This window comes from Pseudomonas sp. B21-048 (assembly GCF_024748615.1).
Taxonomy (GTDB): domain Bacteria; phylum Pseudomonadota; class Gammaproteobacteria; order Pseudomonadales; family Pseudomonadaceae; genus Aquipseudomonas.
In genome coordinates this window covers 4,158,626-4,176,508 of sequence record NZ_CP087168.1, presented here as the reverse complement: position 1 = coordinate 4,176,508, position 17,883 = coordinate 4,158,626, and the positions used below count along the sequence as shown (strand labels likewise).

Sequence of the window (17,883 nt, the reverse complement as noted above, 5' to 3'; positions counted from 1 at the left end):
GCGAGCGGTGCGCTTGCCGCGTGATTGACTTTAGGGGGGAGCTCTCTATCTCGCCCCCTCCAACCAAACGGACGGTGCCTACCCCACACACGACGAAACATCGTCGAGAACGCCGCCGGGCTGTCATAGCCAAAATCCAGCGCAATCCGCGTTAGCTGCGTGCCCACCGCCAGCCGCGCCAAGGCCAGCACCCCGGCGGCGTAGCGCTGCAACTGCCCTGAGGCGAATTTACTTGTCCGCCAACCCCGGCGCTTCACGAATAATGAAGTGATCCAGGTTCTCGATATTGGCACTGAACACCCCGAACGTCTGCTCGGGTTTTTTCTTGCTCGGCACCTGCTTCAACGCAGGCTGAACGCCATAAAAGAAACAATACAACTGCGCCTCACTGTCGATGGCGTGCTTGATCTCTTCCAGAAACGCTTTGCGCTTGCGGTAGTTGTCGATCAGCTTCTTGCTCAGGTAAACATTAACCGAGTAAGGCTTCTTCTTCGCCTCGTCCGGTTGCTTGAACCAGACCTTCTGTTCGAAATCGATGCGAAAGCTCTGTGTGTAATCCTTGATCTCCTTGATCTTGCCCCAGTAAATCAGCCCCTTGTTGTCCTGCAGATATTCGATCTTCTTGAAGAACGACCCATAAGGCGCCGAGTGCTCGCCAATCTTCAGCGGCATGCGCTTGAGCAGCTCCTTGTCCTCGAAGTTCGACACAAAACACTCAACCGGATGGGCGAAAACACTGGTCTTGTCCGGTGCCGACTCGCGGCTCGGGTGTTCGACATTACTGGCCGCTGAAGAGGGTTTCGGATCGTCCCGCATCACATCAGTCGCCACCGCCGGGCCCGACGGCTTACGCACATACTCACGTCGAGTCAGCAACAACTCCGACGGGAAATGCTCCTCCCGACTGTCATCCGATTCCGCACCGTCCGCCTCCAAGCCCGACGCCGGCGTCTTCAGACTGACATAAGGACAACCCTCGATATGCCGCGTGCTGGGAATGTTCTTGAAGTGCGGCGTGCGCACGTAATTCACATTCTTGGCGTTGAACGTTCCCAACACGTTGGCCGCATCAAACGCCGAACGGCAAGCATCGTTGGGGCATTGGAAGTGCTCTTTGGCGGAATCGAAATCCATGGTTTCGTCGAAATTCAAATCGCGCACGTCATAGATCGACAGCTTGTCGTCGAGGCTGAGGCAGTAGGCGAGGTCGAATTTCATGGCGGGGCTTGGATCCTTCAAAGGAGGGTGGCGTATTAATAGCGGGTAGCATGAAGATGGCGCACCTGTTTATTCAAGCGGAGGGCCACGTTGATCGTTGGGCAAGGTTTGAAAGGCCATTTTTGATAGACGGTCAGCTCGACACCTTGCCTATAGGAAAACTCAGGCTTAGGCTAGCTTAGCTAACTTTGTGGAGGTGCCAAATGAATGAACTGGTGCAAGTAAACATGCACGAAGCAAAATCCCAACTCTCCCAACTTGCGGAACGTGTATGGCATGGCGACAAGGTTGTGATCGCCAAGGCCGGTAAGCCGTATCTTGATCTGCTGCCTCATGTTGATACACCTCGGGCGCGCAAGCCTGGGCGGCTGAAGGGGAAGATTCGGATGTCTGCAGATTTTGACAAGACCCCTGACGACATCATTGATGGGTTTGAGGGCAGCCTATGAGGCGCTTGTTATTAGATACCCATGCGTTTCTCTGGTGGTTGTCCGATGATCCTGCACTGGGCGCGGATGCTCGACAGATGATCGGAGAGCCACGTAATCAGGTTCTGGTGAGCGCAGCATCGATTTGGGAAATATCGATCAAACAGGCTAAAGGGATGCTAGAGGCTCCAGAGGATCTTGAGGCGCTGGTTGAGGATGAGGGTTTTACAAAACTGCCGATTTCGCTGTTCCATGGACAGCAGGCGGGCAAGTTACCGGAGATTCATCGCGATCCATTTGATCGAATGTTGATTGCCCAGGCTCAGGCGGAAGGGTTGGAGTTGGTCACAGCGGACGGGATTATTCCGCAGTATGGCGTACGAGTGGTTTCGGCACGTTTGTAGGAGATAGTGTTTTCCTCAGACGCGCTGCCAATGCTATGTGGGAGACTGCTCGCGACTCCAACATCAACGCAGTCATCAATCCTGCCTCGATCTGTGGCGAGGGGGCTTGCCCCCGTTGGGTCGCGAAGCGGCCCCAAAACCGGCAAACACGACATACCTGGCATACGAGTTGTTCGCTAGGCGACTGCTTCGCACCCGAACGGAAGCAAGCGCCCTCGCCACGGATCGCGTTCAATTACTCAGGAATTAGCCGCGCGACCTGCTTATAAAGTAACGCTGTGAACTCAGTTTTTTCGTCAGAGTGATGGCAGCTCCGATGACAATTTGGGCATAGCGCCACAGCATTGCTCGGACGATCCGAACCCTCCTGTGCCAAATGCTTAACGTGATGAACCTCAAGAAACGGTCTGCCGTCCTTTTTGAACGGCGCAGGTTTGCGGCAGCCCTCGCATATACCTTTAGCTTGTTTGCGAACCCAGGCTCTCACTTCCGGATCTCGGACATAAGATTTCCCGCTGGCCTGAGTTTGTATAGGTTTCACAATCCCTTTCGGCTCACCCTTGAGTGGCTGTTTCTCAAGTTTTGCGGCGCGGCGTTCGAGCGTTGCCTCATCAGCTGTTGGGGCAAAGTCTTCAGGCGTCAAAGTGCTTGGAGCGTTAAGTGCTTCACGAATACTGCGTTCAACATTCGCACCGACATTCTTGGCGGGTTTGTATCCCTCAATGCGATCTCGCCCGAGATCGACCAACACGGTAGAGATATTCTGCATCCGAAATTCAACCGAACCTTTGGTGCGGCCCGCTAAGGCACTTTCGCGCAGGACGCGATTCTCATGAGCCTTATTGACCTTCTGACCGCTTTGCTCGCGTGACAACATGCTGAGATAGGCATCGACCGCAGCCTGAATCTCCACGTCACTCCAATCGCTGTTGCTCTTTCCTGTGTCCATACAATCGCCGAGGGTTGAAAACCCTCGGACGATACTGAGTGGCCATTACACCTGTCTACGAAAATTCCTACAGAAAAGACCGACGTATCGCTCAAGCGATCCTACAAATACTCGCACCACCCGCCGAGTGCTTCGAAGACTGAAATACCGGCACCCCGCCGTCGCGTGTGATTGAATAACAGATAAGGCATGGTCCCGCAGCCAAATCCAACCTTCATCCTTGAAGAAGCTGTAAATGCTATAGGAGTATCGTTGGATTGCCATAGGGATGATTAAGCGTTTTACGCACCCAGGGTTCTTACCATCGGATCACGCACATAAGTGCCGTGTAGGACACGTCCGAAAACTCTGTAAGCTTTTTTTGTTTCCTCTATAGCAGGGTCTACAACAGCACAAAATAAAGGAATAGTTATGCCCTTACTCAAATAAAGGACGTATCCGTGAAGCTGGAGCGGAATCAGTATTTTGGTCGTCATGGCGTTTCTTTCACAGTCGTGAACTTCACGGTTGAACCGAGTGATCGAGGCCGACTTAGAGAGCTTTATTTATACGAGACGAAAGCCGCACATTTTGATGTCAGTAATTTGGTGGTCGATCTGTATGAAAGAATGCTCGCAAAGGACCGGTCTTGCGCCATGATGGTTGGGATATCCAGCCCATTGACTAGGGTATACGCTGATACGCTGATACGCTCAATGAACAGCGAATGAGCGTTGCCAATATTACCGCCGGTGCCTTCGGTGCTGCTGTAGCTTGAGTTCTGCCTTACGGCTTTATTTCTGGCCCTGTGCTAGGTAAAGCAGGTCAGATGTTTGCGCTTGAGCGGTTGCCGACTTATCACGCGGGTGATGTGATTGTCAGTGTCGATGCAAGAGCCAATGGCGGCATAGGGCCCCAGCATTCGACTTTATCGATGATTATCAAGGCAAAAGGTTGATGCAAGCGATGAGTGAATATTTTGGCGACGGGTTATTGTTGAGTATTGCTCTCATTCTGGGGTTTTTCGTTAGGCCGTATCGGTACAGGAAATGGTTGGGTATCAGCGCTTTTGTCTTGGGTGGGGTGGCTGCTTTTATAGTGGTGCCGAAGATCGAAGGGCTTGATCTTGGTGCTCTACCGATCATGGTTCTTTCTTTCGGTGCAGGTCTTTTTTTTGACAGGCATCGATATAGTAATGATGACTAGAACAATGGAGAAGGGTATGCGTCTGGGCATAATGGCCTGCCGTCAGGCCTATTCGTTGCTCTCCAGCCATGCCAATACTTTGGCCGCGCATTGATCCGGTGGAAATACTGGGTAAAACACCTGCCTGATTTTCCCGTCTTCCACTATCAGCGCCAAACGCTTGTAAAACAATTGACTGTAGGCTTGGAAGGTGGGCAGGCCGAGTTTGTCTCGCAGAATGAAGTTTGAATCGTTCAAGAGTATGAAGGGTAGCTTTGTTCGTTGCTTGAACTCGATCTGTTCGGCTGTACTCTGTCCGCTGACCCCGAATACCTGATACCCCATCTTCTTAAACTGCTCGTAACGCTCGCCAAAGCCCAGTGACTGCAAGGTGCAACCCGGTGCTCCTGGAATAGCATCCCAGTCTGGTATGGGGTCTTTGCCAGGTACGCCGGTGGCCGGGTAGATATAGACTATTGTTTTCCCGGCGTGTTTAGTCAGATTCCAGAGTTTTCCCTCTGTGGACGTCAATTCGATTTCCGGCAACCGCATTCTCGCTAGATGATCACACGCACCGTCATCCTGCGGGACAGGCAAGTCAGGAGGAAGCGTATAGGGATTAGGTTGTTGGTCAGTCATGCTTGTTCCTTGCCTGTTGCAGGCTGGTTCATTACCAATGCGAATTGCCTGGTCTGTTCATATTGTTCCAACCGATTCCGAACGTAACTCGCTGCGGCGAGAGCCCGCTCCCATGAACGGGTGGAGGCCATTTCCACCGTGTTCAATTGTACTTTCGCATGATGGGCACAGTCTTGCATTAAGCCGATGAGGGTTGTTGTATGAAGGTTGCTTAACTTGAAACAATAACGCCCGTGCACGTTAATAACCGCAACAAAACCAAGCTCGTTCAGTAAACAGAACAAGAGATAAGGTATCAGGCCGTAAGGTGCACTGTGCAGGGTCAATATGCCTTGGCGATGAACGCCAAAGCGAAGTAGCAGGTTATACAGGAAGATTTGTACAGCCTGTTCAGGGGGTAGCAGTTTTACCGCAAATCCGAAAGCATTCAAATCCGCTCGGAATTCTTCAAGGTAGATAAGCGGCCACACGGTTTTTCCGCCGGGTGCGAAATAACCGTCGTTCTGTTTGGTAAAAACATCATAGGCGATGAAGTGCCCGGCCTCATGCACCATATATTCATTGGCGATGGTCGTTTGCAAGTCGCTTAAATGCCCCATGGCGTGCTGATAGTCTTCAGCACAGAACAGCGTCTGGACAAATTTTTTCCGCTGGATCCAGTTCTGCCACGACTTGAGCACATCGACAATATTTTCCAGCATGGCATCGCTGTCGGGGGAGGGGATGAACAGGTCATGCTTGTAGAGAATGTCCGGCTCGGAGGCGAATTTGCCGAAACGTTGACTGATTAGCGCAGGCCGCAACGCAACCTGTACCTGTCCAGTCCAGAACGGATGGGCCCGTAATACCTCATTGATACCCGCATTGCCCAGCAAACCCGGGCCGCCATACCACTCACCCTCCAGTGCTGATGTGGCATAGTCTCGCCGGCTTTGTACGCGGTACTGTCCATGGAGAGAGAAGTGCGACATTGCTGACCCCGTCCTATATCTGTAACAACCTGTGCGGCATCAGATCGCGACTGCCAAGCCAGCGGACTATCAGTTCGTCCAGCTGGCGCAACGCCGTTGAAGGTAAGCGGCAGCTTGAGCTGCTCACTACGCAGCCGCGCAGTGCCTGTTCGATGCAGGTTCTCACTGCATCAGTCAACTTGAACTGGGTGAGTCGTTCGCCTAGCAGGCTAGTCAGCATCAACCAAGTGGCGGGGCAGTTGGCGGCTTCCAACAAGTGGTTGGTGATGGCCACCGACCATGGATTGAGCGGATTGTCGGATTCGCTTGGCTTGGCATGCCGGGAGAAAGCTTTAGCAACTCCCCCGCAGGCGATGATCTGATCGTGGTCGCGAGCAAAGCCGAGCGCCCGAAAAGCACTCTTGCATAATCCGTCGACTAGAAAAGCCTGATCGACATCGCGCAAGCGGGCCGTCTGGGGAAACTTTTCCGTGCCGAGATGGCTGGTCAACGCTTCCCACAAGTTAGGGAGATAGCGGGCTGCATTCTCAACCGGTAGCCGCAGGTATATTTCATCGCCGTGCTGCTCCTGTTGAATGTCGTCCAGGCTACAACATAGAAAATAGAAGCCGAGCCAGGCATTGCGCAATGCGCGCTCCAATACAGCTGCTTCCACTTCGACAGCGGAGTCCAATAATTGACCGAGCCCCTCGGCATGGCCATGGTTGACGTCTATCTGGATATGTTGTTTCCAGGTATTGAATAAACCTTTGATGTCGTATTGATCCTCTACGATTTGATAGAAATCGTTGCTGGCGCTGGCGAAAGCGATGCTCGACTCTTGAAAATAGGCGATCAATAAATGTCCTAGTGGATCGGTTTCTGCGACTTGCAGGCAGTGCTCTTCAAATGCCAGCGAACCGGGCAGAGGTACATAGGATTTCACATCAGCCAGACTTACGCCTTGCAGCAAGGGCGTATCCAGAGAGTAGAACGCATCACAGTGCCAATATTCTTCCAGTGCATCCTGTTGAAAGAATTGAGTCGAGGCTGTTTCTTTTCCCAAGGCCGCCATTCGGGCCGCTACAATGCCAGCGGCGCGAGAGATGTGATAGTTATGTATTAACCAGGCCAACAATACATTGCGGTTGGACTTTCCGGTTCTTATCTGTTCCCAGGCGAGATGGGCATAATAGGTTGCGTACCATTCGGAACGGAGCGGATCAAACAGCGCTTTTATTTCTTTTAGAGAATAGTGAGTTTTTTCAATCGATGTGAAACAGCCCTGTGCGCTGAGCAGATTTACCAGTGGATTGGCCATCGGATTCTCCAGTGCCTGGGCACGGGATATACGTCGATCAAGCAGGTCTTTTATGACGGGTTGAGCGTTCACCCAACTGACAGGAAGTTTCACTTCCCACAGCGCGTATGCAATTGTTGCCTTGTCAGTCGAGAACACCACAGAGACGTTATCTTTTAAGCGTTCGCTGACAAGACTGGTGGCTTCCTTGCTTTGCATGATCTTTAATCCATTGGCTTCTTGTTCGCTGCACTTCCTTGCACAAGTGACAAGCACTTGTGCAAGGACACTTGGGTTAGCGCACGATGACTGATGCGGCCTTGGTTATGACTCGAACTTCGGTTCCTTTCGGTAGTTCGAGGATATCCAGTAGCTGATGGATTTTTTCCGGCTTGTCGTGCAGGGATGTCAGATTGCCTTTCAGGACTACGGGATTATCCGATTGTTTCGAGAAGATCTGGAGTTCTGTCTCCGTACTTTCCGCATTGTATTTTCCAGACATGACTTTGTTCCTTCTAGCAGGTCATTGGAAATAATATGCGCACAGGGATGGCTCTGCTCCTTGAGCGCCTTGGCATCAATCATGAACGCGTGCCTGAAAGGAACGTATCCATACGATGTAATAAAAAACGATAGTTCCGTTTCATGGATCATGAACCCCTCTCGGACCAACGGTGGGGTGTTTAGTTTTGCGAGGGCTTTGGTCGGGCGCGACCCCGGCTCGGACATAGCCTTCGGTAACGGCTACGAGGGGCGTGCGCTCTTCTTCCCAAACTAAAAAGCCCTGAACAAGTCAGGGCTTTTTGATTTTTTCAATCTGCCGATTCAGATCACAACCGGCCGTGGCTAGCTCCAGGAATCAATCCCAGCTCAACGCCCCACCCGTCTGATACTCAATAACCCGCGTCTCAAAGAAATTCTTCTCTTTCTTCAAGTCCATAATCTCGCTCATCCAAGGGAACGGGTTAGTCGTCCCTGGGTACTCTTCCTTCAAACCAATCTGGCTCAAACGACGGTTAGCGATGAACTTCAGGTAATCCTCCATCATCGCCGCATTCATGCCCAACACCCCACGAGGCATGGTATCCCGCGCGTATTCAATCTCCAGCTGAGTCCCCTGCAGAATCATCTGGCTCGCTTCTTCCTTCATTTCAGCATCCCACAAATGCGGGTTTTCGATTTTGATCTGGTTGATCACGTCGATGCCGAAGTTCAGGTGCATGGATTCGTCGCGCAGGATGTATTGGAACTGCTCGGCGACGCCGGTCATTTTGTTGCGGCGGCCCATGGAGAGGATCTGGGTGAAGCCGCAGTAGAAGAAGATGCCTTCCAGAACGCAGTAGTAGGCGATCAGGTTGCGCAGCAGCTCTTTGTCGGTTTCGACGGTGCCGGTTTCGAACTTCGGATCGGAGATCGAGCGGGTGTATTTCAGGCCCCAGGTGGCTTTTTTCGCGACCGATGGGATCTCGTGGTACATGTTGAAGATTTCGCCTTCATCCATGGCCAGCGATTCGATGCAGTACTGGTAGGCGTGGGTGTGGATCGCCTCTTCGAAGGCCTGGCGCAGGATGTACTGGCGGCATTCCGGGTTGGTGATCAGGCGGTACACGGCCAGGACCAGGTTGTTGGCCACCAGGGAGTCGGCGGTGGAGAAGAAGCCGAGGTTGCGCATCACGATGCGGCGCTCGTCGTCGGTCAGGCCTTCCGGGTCTTTCCAGAGGGCGATGTCGGCGGTCATGTTGACTTCTTGCGGCATCCAGTGGTTTGCGCAACCGTCCAGATACTTCTGCCAGGCCCAGTCGTACTTGAACGGTACGAGTTGGTTGAGGTCGGCGCGGCAGTTGATCATGCGCTTTTCGTCGACAGCAACGCGGGCGGAGGCGCCTTCGAGTTCGGCGAGGCCTTCGGCGACGTCGAGGGAATCCAGGGCAGCCTTGGCGCGGGCGATCGCGGCGGAGTCCGTCGCGGTCACGGCGCGGGCCTCTTGAGCGGCGGCACCACCGGCGCTGTCGAGGCGGTCCATGTTGGCTTCAGAAGCGTGGCCGGCGTTGGCGCCTTTTACAGCGACTTCGCCGTCATCTTCTTTGTCGAATTCGTCCCAGCTCAGCATGACGTGTCGTCTCCTGCGTGAGGGCCAGTTGCCCGTGTGAAAACTGATAGGTTGGTTTTTCACACAGCCTTACTGGCCGCGTTGGATCTAAAGGAAATCGTTTTTTGCAGCGGTACCGTTTTTTGCAGCGGTACGCAGGCAACAAACAGAATTTTGTACGGGTGTCCCGAAGCCGCTGATGGGTGCAGAGAACGTGAGCCGCTCTGCATGGGCTTCAGACTGGCTCTTCATCCCTGTAAGGGAATATTGCAGGCCCGTTTAAGCGCGCATTATAAGGAAATTTTCAGCCCCGTGGTGCGGCGAAATGGCACCCGGCGTGGTCGGGGAGGGGCGTTTTCAGGTTGGAGTGAGGGTTTACAGGGCTTTGGCGGAGGAAGTTTTTTTTTCGTCTGTTTTGGCTGGTTTTTAATGGTAAGGGCTGGGTGTTTGTGTTGTTACGGTCTGCTGATGTGTCGCGAGCCAGATGGGACGGGGCTTGCAGGGGAGAAACGGATTTCTTGTGGTCGAGATTGTGTGCAGTTTTTATTTGGAAATGTTCTTGGAATAGCTTGCTCAAAAAGCAACCAAAAACGGCGGCTTTTACTATATGTAGTGGTTTTTGTCGATTTTTGACCACTCCAGACACAACTAAGCCCGACCGAAGTCGGGCTGTAAGATCGCACCAGTATTCAGCTGAAACGAGCAGCACCTACGCGGTCAGCACCATCAGCTGCGACTTTGGCGGCGCCAGTGTGATCAGAACCATCAGCAGCAACCTTGGCAGCGCCAGTGCGATCGAAGCCATCGGAAGCAAAAGACGCCGAACCCGTATGGTCGTAACCGTCAGAAGCGACAGGCGCTTCAGTGAAAGTGGACGAGCCAGTGCGGTCGTAGCCATCGGCTGCGAAGGTGTTAGCGGCCAGGACGGAAAGGGTCAGGGCGAGGATCAGTTTGGTTTTCATGGTAGTGGCTCCAGGTTCGTTGGCGTTGTGTGCCTTGGGTGTGGAATGGATGCTACGCCAACTATTTTGATTAAAAAGCGCAAATAAATGCTTAAAACAATCTAGTTTATCGATTCTTGGCTCGACGCTTTATCGACCTCAAAAAGAGGATGGGGCGAACCTTGTTAGAGAGAAGAGAGCGGATCAGCCGTTGGAGCAGCCGTTGCCCATGACGCTGTAGCGCAGAATGTGTCGCTGACCCTTGGAATCGTCGTATTCCATTTTTGCCGGAACCACTTCGCAGACGTTCGGGATTTCGCTCATCGATATCACTTTGGCGATGTCCAGGTGAGTGGAGTAGGTGTATTCCTCGACGATGGGTTGTTGCTGTGCGACATCAGTCGGGGCCTCGTCTGCCATGGCGGTTGCGCACAGGCTGCTGAGGACCAGAACCAATAAAGCTTTCATTTGAAATTTACCTTTTCTGAGGTCGAAGGGGGTCACGCAATCTTTTTGGGATTGCGTGTGGAGCTTTAATAAAGAGTTTTGGATTAACTGCCTTCGTGGGGGCTGCAACTGGGTTAATCGCATTTGCCGTGTTGGCGAGGTTGATTTTAGGCCTGGGGGTGGCGTGCATACAGCCGTGCTTTTGATAAACACCTTTGACAGTTTCGGTAACAATCCCCGAAAACCTGCCCCTATCCACTGCGCAGAATCTGCCGAAGATGGCGATCTTTCGACTTAAAAAGCCGAAGATCAAAAGCTCGCAGGTGTCGTCAGCGCCCAGGGGGCTTGATCGCCGGGTTTGAGCGCCTTGTCGCGGTATAACCACATTTTGTAGGGGCTTGTTACTACCATCGTCGAATGGTTCTATAGGCCCGGCCCGGCTACAACTGAGGCCATACAAAAACAACTATTCCACCGAGGTAAGAAAGATGAGTGCGGCTTCTTTGTATCCCGTTCGTCCCGAGGTAGCAGCCAACACGCTGACTGACGAGGCCACCTATAAGGCCATGTACCAGCAGTCGGTCGTCAACCCGGACGGCTTCTGGCGTGAACAAGCCAAGCGCCTCGACTGGATCAAGCCTTTCACCACGGTGAAGCAGACGTCCTTCGACGATCACCATGTCGACATCAAATGGTTCGCCGACGGCACGCTGAACGTTTCCTACAACTGCCTCGACCGTCATCTGGCCGAGCGCGGCGATCAAATCGCGATTATTTGGGAAGGGGATGACCCTGCCGAAAGCCGCAACATCACCTACCGCGAGCTGCACGAACAAGTCTGCAAGTTCGCCAACGCCTTGCGTGGCCAGGATGTGCATCGCGGCGACGTGGTGACGATCTATATGCCGATGATCCCCGAAGCCGTGGTCGCCATGTTGGCCTGCACCCGGATCGGCGCAATTCACTCGGTAGTGTTCGGCGGTTTCTCGCCGGAAGCCCTGGCCGGTCGCATCATCGACTGTAAATCCAAAGTGGTGATCACCGCCGACGAAGGCGTTCGTGCCGGCAAGAAGATCCCGCTCAAGGCCAACGTCGACGACGCGCTGACCAACCCGGAAACCAGCAGCATTCAGAAAGTCATCGTGTGCAAGCGCACCGGTGGCGACATCAAGTGGAACCAGCATCGCGACATCTGGTACGAAGACCTGATGAAAGTGGCGGGCAGTGTGTGCGCGCCGAAAGAGATGGGCGCTGAAGAAGCGCTGTTCATCCTTTATACCTCCGGTTCCACCGGCAAACCCAAGGGCGTGCAACACACCACCGGCGGTTACCTGCTGTATGCGGCGATGACCCACGAGCGCGTGTTCGACTACCGTCCGGGCGAAATCTACTGGTGCACCGCCGACGTCGGCTGGGTCACCGGCCACACCTATATCGTTTATGGCCCGTTGGCCAATGGCGCGACCACGTTGCTGTTCGAAGGCGTGCCGAACTATCCGGACATCACCCGGGTGGCGAAGGTCGTTGACAAGCACAAGGTCAACATCCTCTACACCGCACCGACGGCGATCCGCGCGATGATGGCGTCGGGCACCGCCGCTGTGGAAGGCGCCGATGGCAGCAGCCTGCGCCTGTTGGGTTCGGTTGGTGAGCCGATTAACCCTGAAGCGTGGGATTGGTACTACAAGAATGTCGGCCAATCCCGTTGCCCGATCGTCGATACCTGGTGGCAGACCGAAACAGGCGGCAACATGATGAGCCCGCTGCCGGGCGCTCACGGTCTGAAACCTGGCTCTGCGGCACGGCCGTTCTTCGGTGTGGTGCCGGCGCTGGTGGATAATCTGGGCAACATTATCGAAGGTGTTGCCGAGGGTAACCTGGTAATTCTCGACTCGTGGCCAGGCCAGGCGCGCACGCTGTATGGCGACCATGACCGCTTTGTCGACACCTATTTCAAGACGTTCCGTGGCATGTACTTCACCGGGGACGGTGCGCGTCGCGATGCGGACGGCTACTACTGGATCACCGGTCGCGTGGATGACGTGCTCAACGTTTCCGGGCACCGCATGGGCACCGCCGAGATCGAAAGCGCGATGGTCGCACACCCGAAAGTCGCCGAAGCGGCGGTGGTCGGTGTGCCGCACGATATCAAGGGCCAGGGCATTTATGTCTATGTCACGTTGATCGGTGGCGAAGAGCCGAGCGAGCAGCTGCGCCTGGAGCTGAAAAATTGGGTGCGTAAAGAGATCGGCCCGATTGCTTCGCCGGACGTGATCCAGTGGGCGCCGGGGCTGCCGAAAACCCGCTCGGGCAAGATCATGCGCCGGATTCTGCGCAAGATTGCGACGGCCGAATACGATGGGTTGGGGGATATTTCGACCTTGGCCGATCCGGGTGTGGTGCAGCATTTGATTGATACGCATAAGACCATGAACGTCGCGTAAGCGCCGGTTCTTGAGGCATCGAAGCCCCGTCAGGTGTTGAGCCTGGTGGGGTTTTTTCGTATTGATCGTTCCCATGCTCTGCGTGGGAATGCCGCCATGGACGCTCCGCGTCCGCCGTTGACGCTGTGACGCAGAGCGTCACGGGGTGCATTCCCCCGCGAAACGTAGGAGCGATCAGCGGGAGTGCCAATAATTATCGGTGTCCGCCGTAGGCGCTTTCCCACTGTTACCCATCACCCTTCAAGTAACTGAATGTGTAACCGAGCGCTCCGATACGAGGCATTGGGAAACGCAAAGCCCCGTCTCAGGGCCTCTCGACCCGCCATGAAAAATAAGACACCACGCTTCGCTTGCCGGATTAGAAGGGTTTGCCAATAATAGGCCCGCAATTTGCAACATAGATCGGTTTACTGTCTTTTGCTCTTGCATGAAATTGCAAGGCTGTCAACGTGCTCAAGTGGCTTTCTCGGTGCATCTGTAATTTGTTGTCGCATTGAAGAAATATCGGCTTCGGGCCTGTCGTTAGAATGCCGATCACTCGCTCGTCGTTGCCTGCGTTGAAATCAATGTTGAAATCAGCCCGCGGTTCCCAGGACGCAGCACCGCTTTGTGGTTTAACCCATTCGCATATTGGGCTGTCGCTCACTCTGCCGTTTTTGCCCTTTACCGATGGAGTCCCAAGATGAAGAAACTTGTGCTGCTTGGCGCCCTGGCACTGTCCGTGCTGTCCCTGCCGACCTTCGCCGATGATAAGCCCGTAAAAATCGGTATCGAAGCGGCTTACCCTCCGTTCGCCTCCAAAGCGCCGGATGGCAGTATCGTGGGTTTCGACTACGACATCGGCAACGCGCTGTGTGAAGAAATGAAGGTCAAGTGCGTGTGGGTCGAGCAAGAGTTCGACGGCCTGATCCCGGCACTCAAAGTGCGCAAGATCGACGCGATCCTGTCGTCCATGTCGATCACTGAAGACCGCAAGAAGTCCGTGGACTTCACCAACAAGTACTACAACACCCCGGCTCGCCTGGTCATGAAGGCCGGCACTCAGGTCAGCGAAAATCTGGCTGAGTTGAAGGGCAAGAACATCGGCGTGCAACGGGGTTCGATCCATGAGCGTTTCGCCCGCGAAGTCCTGGCCCCACTGGGTGCCGAGATCAAGCCTTACGGTTCGCAGAACGAAATCTACCTCGACGTGGCCGCCGGTCGCCTGGACGGCACCGTGGCAGACGCGACCTTGCTGGATGACGGTTTCCTGAAAACCGACGCCGGCAAAGGTTTCGCCTTCGTGGGCCCGGCCTTCACCGACGAAAAGTACTTCGGCGACGGCATCGGCATCGCAGTGCGCAAAGGCGACGCCTTGAAAGACAAGATCAACTCCGCGATCACTGCCATTCGTGCAAGCGGCAAGTACAAGCAAATCCAGGACAAGTACTTCGCCTTCGATATCTACGGCAAGTAATACGTCCCGGCGACAAGTCCGAAATGGCGCAAGCAACAGGATCTCTGAGGTTTGCGCCATTTTTTCATCCCAACTTTCGAGGACCTGAATCATGTTGAAAGGCTACGGGGCTGTCATCCTCGATGGCGCATGGCTGACGCTCCAGCTCGCCTTGTCGTCCATGGCCCTGGCCATCGTTCTGGGTCTGATCGGCGTGGCGCTGCGGTTGTCGCCGGTGCGCTGGCTGGCCTGGCTGGGCGATCTGTATTCCACGGTGATCCGCGGTATTCCCGATCTGGTGCTGATTCTGCTGATTTTCTACGGTGGCCAGGACTTGCTCAACCGCGTCGCGCCGATGCTCGGTTATGACGATTACATCGACCTGAACCCATTGGCCGCCGGTATCGGCACCCTGGGCTTCATCTTCGGTGCGTACTTGTCGGAAACCTTCCGTGGCGCCTTCATGGCAATCCCGAAGGGGCAGGCAGAAGCCGGCATGGCGTACGGCATGAGCAGTTTTCAGGTGTTTTTCCGGGTGTTGGTGCCGCAGATGATTCGTCTGGCGATTCCGGGTTTCACCAACAACTGGCTGGTATTGACCAAGGCGACCGCGCTGATTTCGGTGGTCGGCCTGCAAGACATGATGTTCAAGGCCAAGCAGGCGGCAGATGCTACCCGCGAGCCTTTCACCTTCTTCCTCGCAGTGGCGGCGATGTACCTGGTGATCACCAGCGTCTCGTTGCTGGCATTGCGTCACCTTGAGAAGCGCTACTCGGTAGGCGTAAGGGCGGCTGATCTATGATCTTCGACTACAACGTCATTTGGGAGGCCTTGCCGCTGTACCTCGGCGGCCTGGTGACCACCCTCAAATTGCTCGCGCTGTCGCTGTTCTTCGGTTTGCTGGCGGCGCTGCCGCTGGGGCTGATGCGCGTCTCCAAGCGGCCGATCGTCAACATGAGTGCCTGGCTGTTCACCTACGTGATCCGCGGCACGCCGATGCTGGTGCAGCTGTTTTTGATCTACTACGGTCTGGCGCAATTCGAAGCGGTACGTGAAAGCTTCCTCTGGCCATGGCTGTCCAGCGCCACCTTCTGTGCGTGCCTGGCCTTCGCCATCAATACCAGCGCCTACACCGCTGAAATCATCGCCGGCAGCCTGCGCGCCACGCCGAATGGCGAGATCGAAGCGGCCAAGGCCATGGGCATGTCACGCATCAAAATGTATAAGCGGATCCTGCTGCCATCGGCCCTGCGCCGGGCGCTGCCGCAATACAGCAACGAAGTGATCATGATGCTGCAGACCACCAGTCTGGCGTCCATCGTGACCCTGATCGACATCACCGGTGCCGCGCGCACGGTCAACGCGCAGTTCTACTTGCCGTTCGAAGCCTACATCACCGCCGGCGTGTTTTACCTGTGCCTGACGTTCATTCTGGTGCGCCTGTTCAAAATGGCCGAGCACCGCTGGCTGGGCTATCTGGCCCCGCGGAAGCACTGATATGGAACGCATCGATCATGCATTGCCGTGGAACCATCTGGGCAGCGAACGCCGGATTTCGGTGTTCCGCTTCGGTGCTGGTGAGCGCAAGGCCTACATCCAGGCCAGCCTGCACGCCGATGAATTGCCGGGAATGCGTACCGCTTGGGAGCTGAAAAAGCGCCTGACCGAACTCGAAGCCCAAGGCTTGCTCAATGGTGTGATCGAACTGGTGCCGGTGGCCAACCCACTGGGCCTGGGTCAATTGCTTCAGGGTAACCATCAAGGGCGTTTCGAAGCCGGCAGCGGCAAGAACTTCAACCGGGATTTCGTCGAGCTGAGCGAGCCCGTGGCCGCTGAGCTGCAAGGGCATCTGGGTGACGATCCTCACGCCAATATCCGTTTGATCCGTGAAACCATGAGCGACGTGCTGGCTGCCTTGCCGCCTGCCGAGAGTCAGCTGCAAGGCATGCAGCGCATTCTGCTCAGCCATGCCTGCAGCGCCGACGTGGTGCTGGATTTGCACTGCGATTGCGAAGCGGCGCTGCACATGTATGCCTTGCCGCAACATTGGCCGCACTGGCGTTCCCTGGCTGCACACTTGAACGTCAAGGTCGGTCTGCTGGCGGAAGATTCTGGCGGCAGCTCCTTTGATGAAGCGTGCTCGCTGCCATGGCTGCGTCTGTCGCGTCTGTTTCCGGATGCCCAGATTCCACTGGCGTGCCTGGCGACGACCATCGAGTTGGGTGGCCAATCCGATACCGGTCGCCCAGAGGCGGAGGCTCACGCCGAAGGCATTCTGGCGTTCCTTGCCGAGCAGGGCTTGATCAGCGGTGAGTGGCCAAAGCCTGCGCAAGACGCTTGCGAAGGCATGCCGTTCGAAGGCACCGAATTGCTGTTCGCACCGCATCCTGGCGTGGTGAGTTTCCTGCGTAAACCCGGTGAGTGGGTTGAAGCAGGCGACGAGATTTTTGAAGTGATCGATCCGTTATCGGATCGGGTCAGCACGGTGTGTGCTGGTACGTCCGGGGTGCTGTTTGCCATTGAACGGCTGCGTTATGCCCAACCCGGTTTCTGGCTGGCCAAGGTGGCGGGGCGCGAAGCGCTGCGTCACGGGCGCTTGCTCAACGACTGACTGACTGTTTTTGTGAGAACCGACCGCATGTACAAACTTGAAGTCCAAGACCTGCATAAACGCTATGGCAGTCACGAAGTGCTCAAGGGTGTGTCCCTGAAAGCGGCGGCCGGCGATGTGATCAGCATCATCGGCTCCAGTGGCTCCGGCAAAAGTACTTTCCTGCGCTGCATCAACCTGCTTGAGCAGCCGCACGCGGGCAAGATTCTGCTCAACAATGAAGAGCTGAAACTGGTCGCCAACAAGGATGGCGCCCTGAAAGCCGCCGACCCGAAACAGCTGCAACGCATGCGGTCGCGCCTGTCGATGGTGTTCCAGCATTTCAATCTGTGGTCGCACATGACCGCGATGGAAAACATCATGGAAGCGCCGGTCCACGTGCTCGGCATGTCCAAGACCGAAGCCCGCGAGAAGGCTGAGCACTACCTGAACAAGGTCGGTGTTGCTCATCGCAAGGATGCCTACCCGGGCCACATGTCCGGCGGCGAGCAGCAGCGTGTGGCGATTGCCCGTGCGCTGGCGATGGAACCGGAAGTGATGTTGTTCGACGAACCGACTTCGGCCCTCGACCCTGAGTTGGTCGGCGACGTGTTGAAAGTCATGCAGGCCCTGGCGCAGGAAGGCCGGACCATGGTGGTGGTGACGCACGAAATGGGCTTTGCCCGTGAAGTGTCGAACCAGTTGGTGTTCCTGCACAAAGGTGTTGTTGAAGAAAGCGGCAACCCGCGCGAAGTGCTGGTCAAACCGCAGTCTGAACGTTTACAACAATTCCTCTCGGGCAGCCTCAAGTAATCGCTGCCGTTATGCACCAGATTAGGTCATGCTGCGCACCGCGCCCCAGATGGTCTAATTTGGTTGCAGCCG

The 17,883-nt window shown here is 55.2% G+C and carries 18 protein-coding genes and 1 pseudogene; 9 read left to right on the top strand and 10 right to left on the bottom strand.

Features of this window, described 5'->3' with window-relative positions; translation table 11 throughout:
• Window positions 1-45: 45 nt before the first annotated feature.
• Window positions 46-200: pseudogene (locus LOY56_RS19635) on the bottom strand (helix-turn-helix domain-containing protein); the annotation flags it as partial.
• Between the two features lie 28 nt (window positions 201-228).
• Window positions 229-1,218: a hypothetical protein gene (locus LOY56_RS19630; protein WP_258616667.1), complete on the bottom strand. Its 990-nt coding sequence runs from the start codon at window positions 1,216-1,218 to the stop codon at window positions 229-231.
• 203 nt (window positions 1,219-1,421) lie between these two features.
• On the opposite strand from LOY56_RS19630, the gene LOY56_RS19625 reads away from it, so the two are divergent.
• On the top strand, window positions 1,422-1,667 hold the full coding sequence (locus LOY56_RS19625; protein WP_134417866.1) for a type II toxin-antitoxin system Phd/YefM family antitoxin: 246 nt from the start codon (window positions 1,422-1,424) through the stop codon (window positions 1,665-1,667).
• A complete protein-coding gene (locus LOY56_RS19620) occupies window positions 1,664-2,050 on the top strand; it encodes a type II toxin-antitoxin system VapC family toxin (protein ID WP_258616665.1) in 387 nt (128 codons plus the stop codon). The genes LOY56_RS19625 and LOY56_RS19620 overlap by 4 nt, the downstream gene beginning before the upstream one ends.
• A gap of 235 nt (window positions 2,051-2,285) precedes the next feature.
• Here LOY56_RS19620 and LOY56_RS19615 read toward each other — a convergent pair whose 3' ends face one another.
• Window positions 2,286-2,999 (bottom strand): HNH endonuclease, encoded by a 714-nt coding sequence (locus LOY56_RS19615; RefSeq protein ID WP_258616663.1) that lies wholly within the window; start codon window positions 2,997-2,999, stop codon window positions 2,286-2,288.
• 936 nt (window positions 3,000-3,935) lie between these two features.
• On the opposite strand from LOY56_RS19615, the gene LOY56_RS19610 reads away from it, so the two are divergent.
• Complete coding sequence (locus LOY56_RS19610) at window positions 3,936-4,184, top strand: hypothetical protein (protein ID WP_258616662.1); 249 nt, start codon at window positions 3,936-3,938, stop codon at window positions 4,182-4,184.
• Between the two features lie 48 nt (window positions 4,185-4,232).
• Here LOY56_RS19610 and LOY56_RS19605 read toward each other — a convergent pair whose 3' ends face one another.
• From LOY56_RS19605 to LOY56_RS19575, 7 genes are all read right to left on the bottom strand, one after another.
• Window positions 4,233-4,802: a peroxiredoxin gene (locus LOY56_RS19605; RefSeq protein WP_258616661.1), complete on the bottom strand. Its 570-nt coding sequence runs from the start codon at window positions 4,800-4,802 to the stop codon at window positions 4,233-4,235.
• Window positions 4,799-5,773, bottom strand: coding sequence for a hypothetical protein (locus LOY56_RS19600; protein ID WP_258616660.1), 975 nt, complete (start codon window positions 5,771-5,773; stop codon window positions 4,799-4,801). The genes LOY56_RS19605 and LOY56_RS19600 overlap by 4 nt, the downstream gene beginning before the upstream one ends.
• Window positions 5,774-5,786: 13 nt before the next feature.
• Window positions 5,787-7,271, bottom strand: coding sequence for a hypothetical protein (locus LOY56_RS19595; RefSeq protein WP_258616659.1), 1,485 nt, complete (start codon window positions 7,269-7,271; stop codon window positions 5,787-5,789).
• Window positions 7,272-7,347: 76 nt separating this feature from the next.
• A complete protein-coding gene (locus tag LOY56_RS19590; protein ID WP_095634587.1) occupies window positions 7,348-7,554 on the bottom strand; it encodes a hypothetical protein in 207 nt (68 codons plus the stop codon).
• A 357-nt stretch (window positions 7,555-7,911) separates the two neighbouring features.
• Entirely contained in the window at window positions 7,912-9,162 is a 1,251-nt protein-coding gene (locus LOY56_RS19585; RefSeq protein ID WP_258616658.1) for a ribonucleotide-diphosphate reductase subunit beta, read from the bottom strand.
• A gap of 668 nt (window positions 9,163-9,830) precedes the next feature.
• Window positions 9,831-10,103, bottom strand: a complete 273-nt coding sequence (locus LOY56_RS19580; RefSeq protein WP_258616656.1) for a hypothetical protein — start codon at window positions 10,101-10,103, stop codon at window positions 9,831-9,833.
• A 183-nt stretch (window positions 10,104-10,286) separates the two neighbouring features.
• On the bottom strand, window positions 10,287-10,550 hold the full coding sequence (locus tag LOY56_RS19575; protein WP_258616655.1) for a DUF2790 domain-containing protein: 264 nt from the start codon (window positions 10,548-10,550) through the stop codon (window positions 10,287-10,289).
• 467 nt (window positions 10,551-11,017) lie between these two features.
• On the opposite strand from LOY56_RS19575, the gene acs reads away from it, so the two are divergent.
• The 6 genes from acs to LOY56_RS19545 all read left to right on the top strand — a co-directional run bounded on the left by acs (window position 11,018) and on the right by LOY56_RS19545 (window position 17,811).
• On the top strand, window positions 11,018-12,973 hold the full coding sequence (acs, locus tag LOY56_RS19570; protein WP_258616653.1) for an acetate--CoA ligase: 1,956 nt from the start codon (window positions 11,018-11,020) through the stop codon (window positions 12,971-12,973).
• 682 nt (window positions 12,974-13,655) lie between these two features.
• A complete protein-coding gene (locus LOY56_RS19565) occupies window positions 13,656-14,429 on the top strand; it encodes an ABC transporter substrate-binding protein (RefSeq protein ID WP_030131768.1) in 774 nt (257 codons plus the stop codon).
• A gap of 91 nt (window positions 14,430-14,520) precedes the next feature.
• Window positions 14,521-15,210: an ABC transporter permease gene (locus LOY56_RS19560; protein ID WP_007951063.1), complete on the top strand. Its 690-nt coding sequence runs from the start codon at window positions 14,521-14,523 to the stop codon at window positions 15,208-15,210.
• Window positions 15,207-15,905, top strand: a complete 699-nt coding sequence (locus LOY56_RS19555) for an ABC transporter permease (RefSeq protein ID WP_258616652.1) — start codon at window positions 15,207-15,209, stop codon at window positions 15,903-15,905. The genes LOY56_RS19560 and LOY56_RS19555 overlap by 4 nt, the downstream gene beginning before the upstream one ends.
• A gap of 1 nt (window position 15,906) precedes the next feature.
• On the top strand, window positions 15,907-17,019 hold the full coding sequence (locus LOY56_RS19550; RefSeq protein ID WP_258616651.1) for a M14 family metallopeptidase: 1,113 nt from the start codon (window positions 15,907-15,909) through the stop codon (window positions 17,017-17,019).
• A gap of 27 nt (window positions 17,020-17,046) precedes the next feature.
• Window positions 17,047-17,811: an ABC transporter ATP-binding protein gene (locus LOY56_RS19545; protein ID WP_258616650.1), complete on the top strand. Its 765-nt coding sequence runs from the start codon at window positions 17,047-17,049 to the stop codon at window positions 17,809-17,811.
• Window positions 17,812-17,883: the final 72 nt, after the last annotated feature.

Excerpts from the sequence above, each read along its gene's own strand:
- LOY56_RS19630 (WP_258616667.1), bottom strand. The coding sequence starts at position 1,218 with ATGAAATTCGACCTCGCCTACTGCCTCAGCCTCGACGACAAGCTGTCG.
- LOY56_RS19625 (WP_134417866.1), top strand. The coding sequence starts at position 1,422 with ATGAATGAACTGGTGCAAGTAAACATGCACGAAGCAAAATCCCAACTC.
- LOY56_RS19620 (WP_258616665.1), top strand. The coding sequence starts at position 1,664 with ATGAGGCGCTTGTTATTAGATACCCATGCGTTTCTCTGGTGGTTGTCC.
- LOY56_RS19615 (WP_258616663.1), bottom strand. The coding sequence starts at position 2,999 with ATGGACACAGGAAAGAGCAACAGCGATTGGAGTGACGTGGAGATTCAG.
- LOY56_RS19610 (WP_258616662.1), top strand. The coding sequence starts at position 3,936 with ATGCAAGCGATGAGTGAATATTTTGGCGACGGGTTATTGTTGAGTATT.
- LOY56_RS19605 (WP_258616661.1), bottom strand. The coding sequence starts at position 4,802 with ATGACTGACCAACAACCTAATCCCTATACGCTTCCTCCTGACTTGCCT.
- LOY56_RS19600 (WP_258616660.1), bottom strand. The coding sequence starts at position 5,773 with ATGTCGCACTTCTCTCTCCATGGACAGTACCGCGTACAAAGCCGGCGA.
- LOY56_RS19595 (WP_258616659.1), bottom strand. The coding sequence starts at position 7,271 with ATGCAAAGCAAGGAAGCCACCAGTCTTGTCAGCGAACGCTTAAAAGAT.
- LOY56_RS19590 (WP_095634587.1), bottom strand. The coding sequence starts at position 7,554 with ATGTCTGGAAAATACAATGCGGAAAGTACGGAGACAGAACTCCAGATC.
- LOY56_RS19585 (WP_258616658.1), bottom strand. The coding sequence starts at position 9,162 with ATGCTGAGCTGGGACGAATTCGACAAAGAAGATGACGGCGAAGTCGCT.
- LOY56_RS19580 (WP_258616656.1), bottom strand. The coding sequence starts at position 10,103 with ATGAAAACCAAACTGATCCTCGCCCTGACCCTTTCCGTCCTGGCCGCT.
- LOY56_RS19575 (WP_258616655.1), bottom strand. The coding sequence starts at position 10,550 with ATGAAAGCTTTATTGGTTCTGGTCCTCAGCAGCCTGTGCGCAACCGCC.
- acs (WP_258616653.1), top strand. The coding sequence starts at position 11,018 with ATGAGTGCGGCTTCTTTGTATCCCGTTCGTCCCGAGGTAGCAGCCAAC.
- LOY56_RS19565 (WP_030131768.1), top strand. The coding sequence starts at position 13,656 with ATGAAGAAACTTGTGCTGCTTGGCGCCCTGGCACTGTCCGTGCTGTCC.
- LOY56_RS19560 (WP_007951063.1), top strand. The coding sequence starts at position 14,521 with ATGTTGAAAGGCTACGGGGCTGTCATCCTCGATGGCGCATGGCTGACG.
- LOY56_RS19555 (WP_258616652.1), top strand. The coding sequence starts at position 15,207 with ATGATCTTCGACTACAACGTCATTTGGGAGGCCTTGCCGCTGTACCTC.
- LOY56_RS19550 (WP_258616651.1), top strand. The coding sequence starts at position 15,907 with ATGGAACGCATCGATCATGCATTGCCGTGGAACCATCTGGGCAGCGAA.
- LOY56_RS19545 (WP_258616650.1), top strand. The coding sequence starts at position 17,047 with ATGTACAAACTTGAAGTCCAAGACCTGCATAAACGCTATGGCAGTCAC.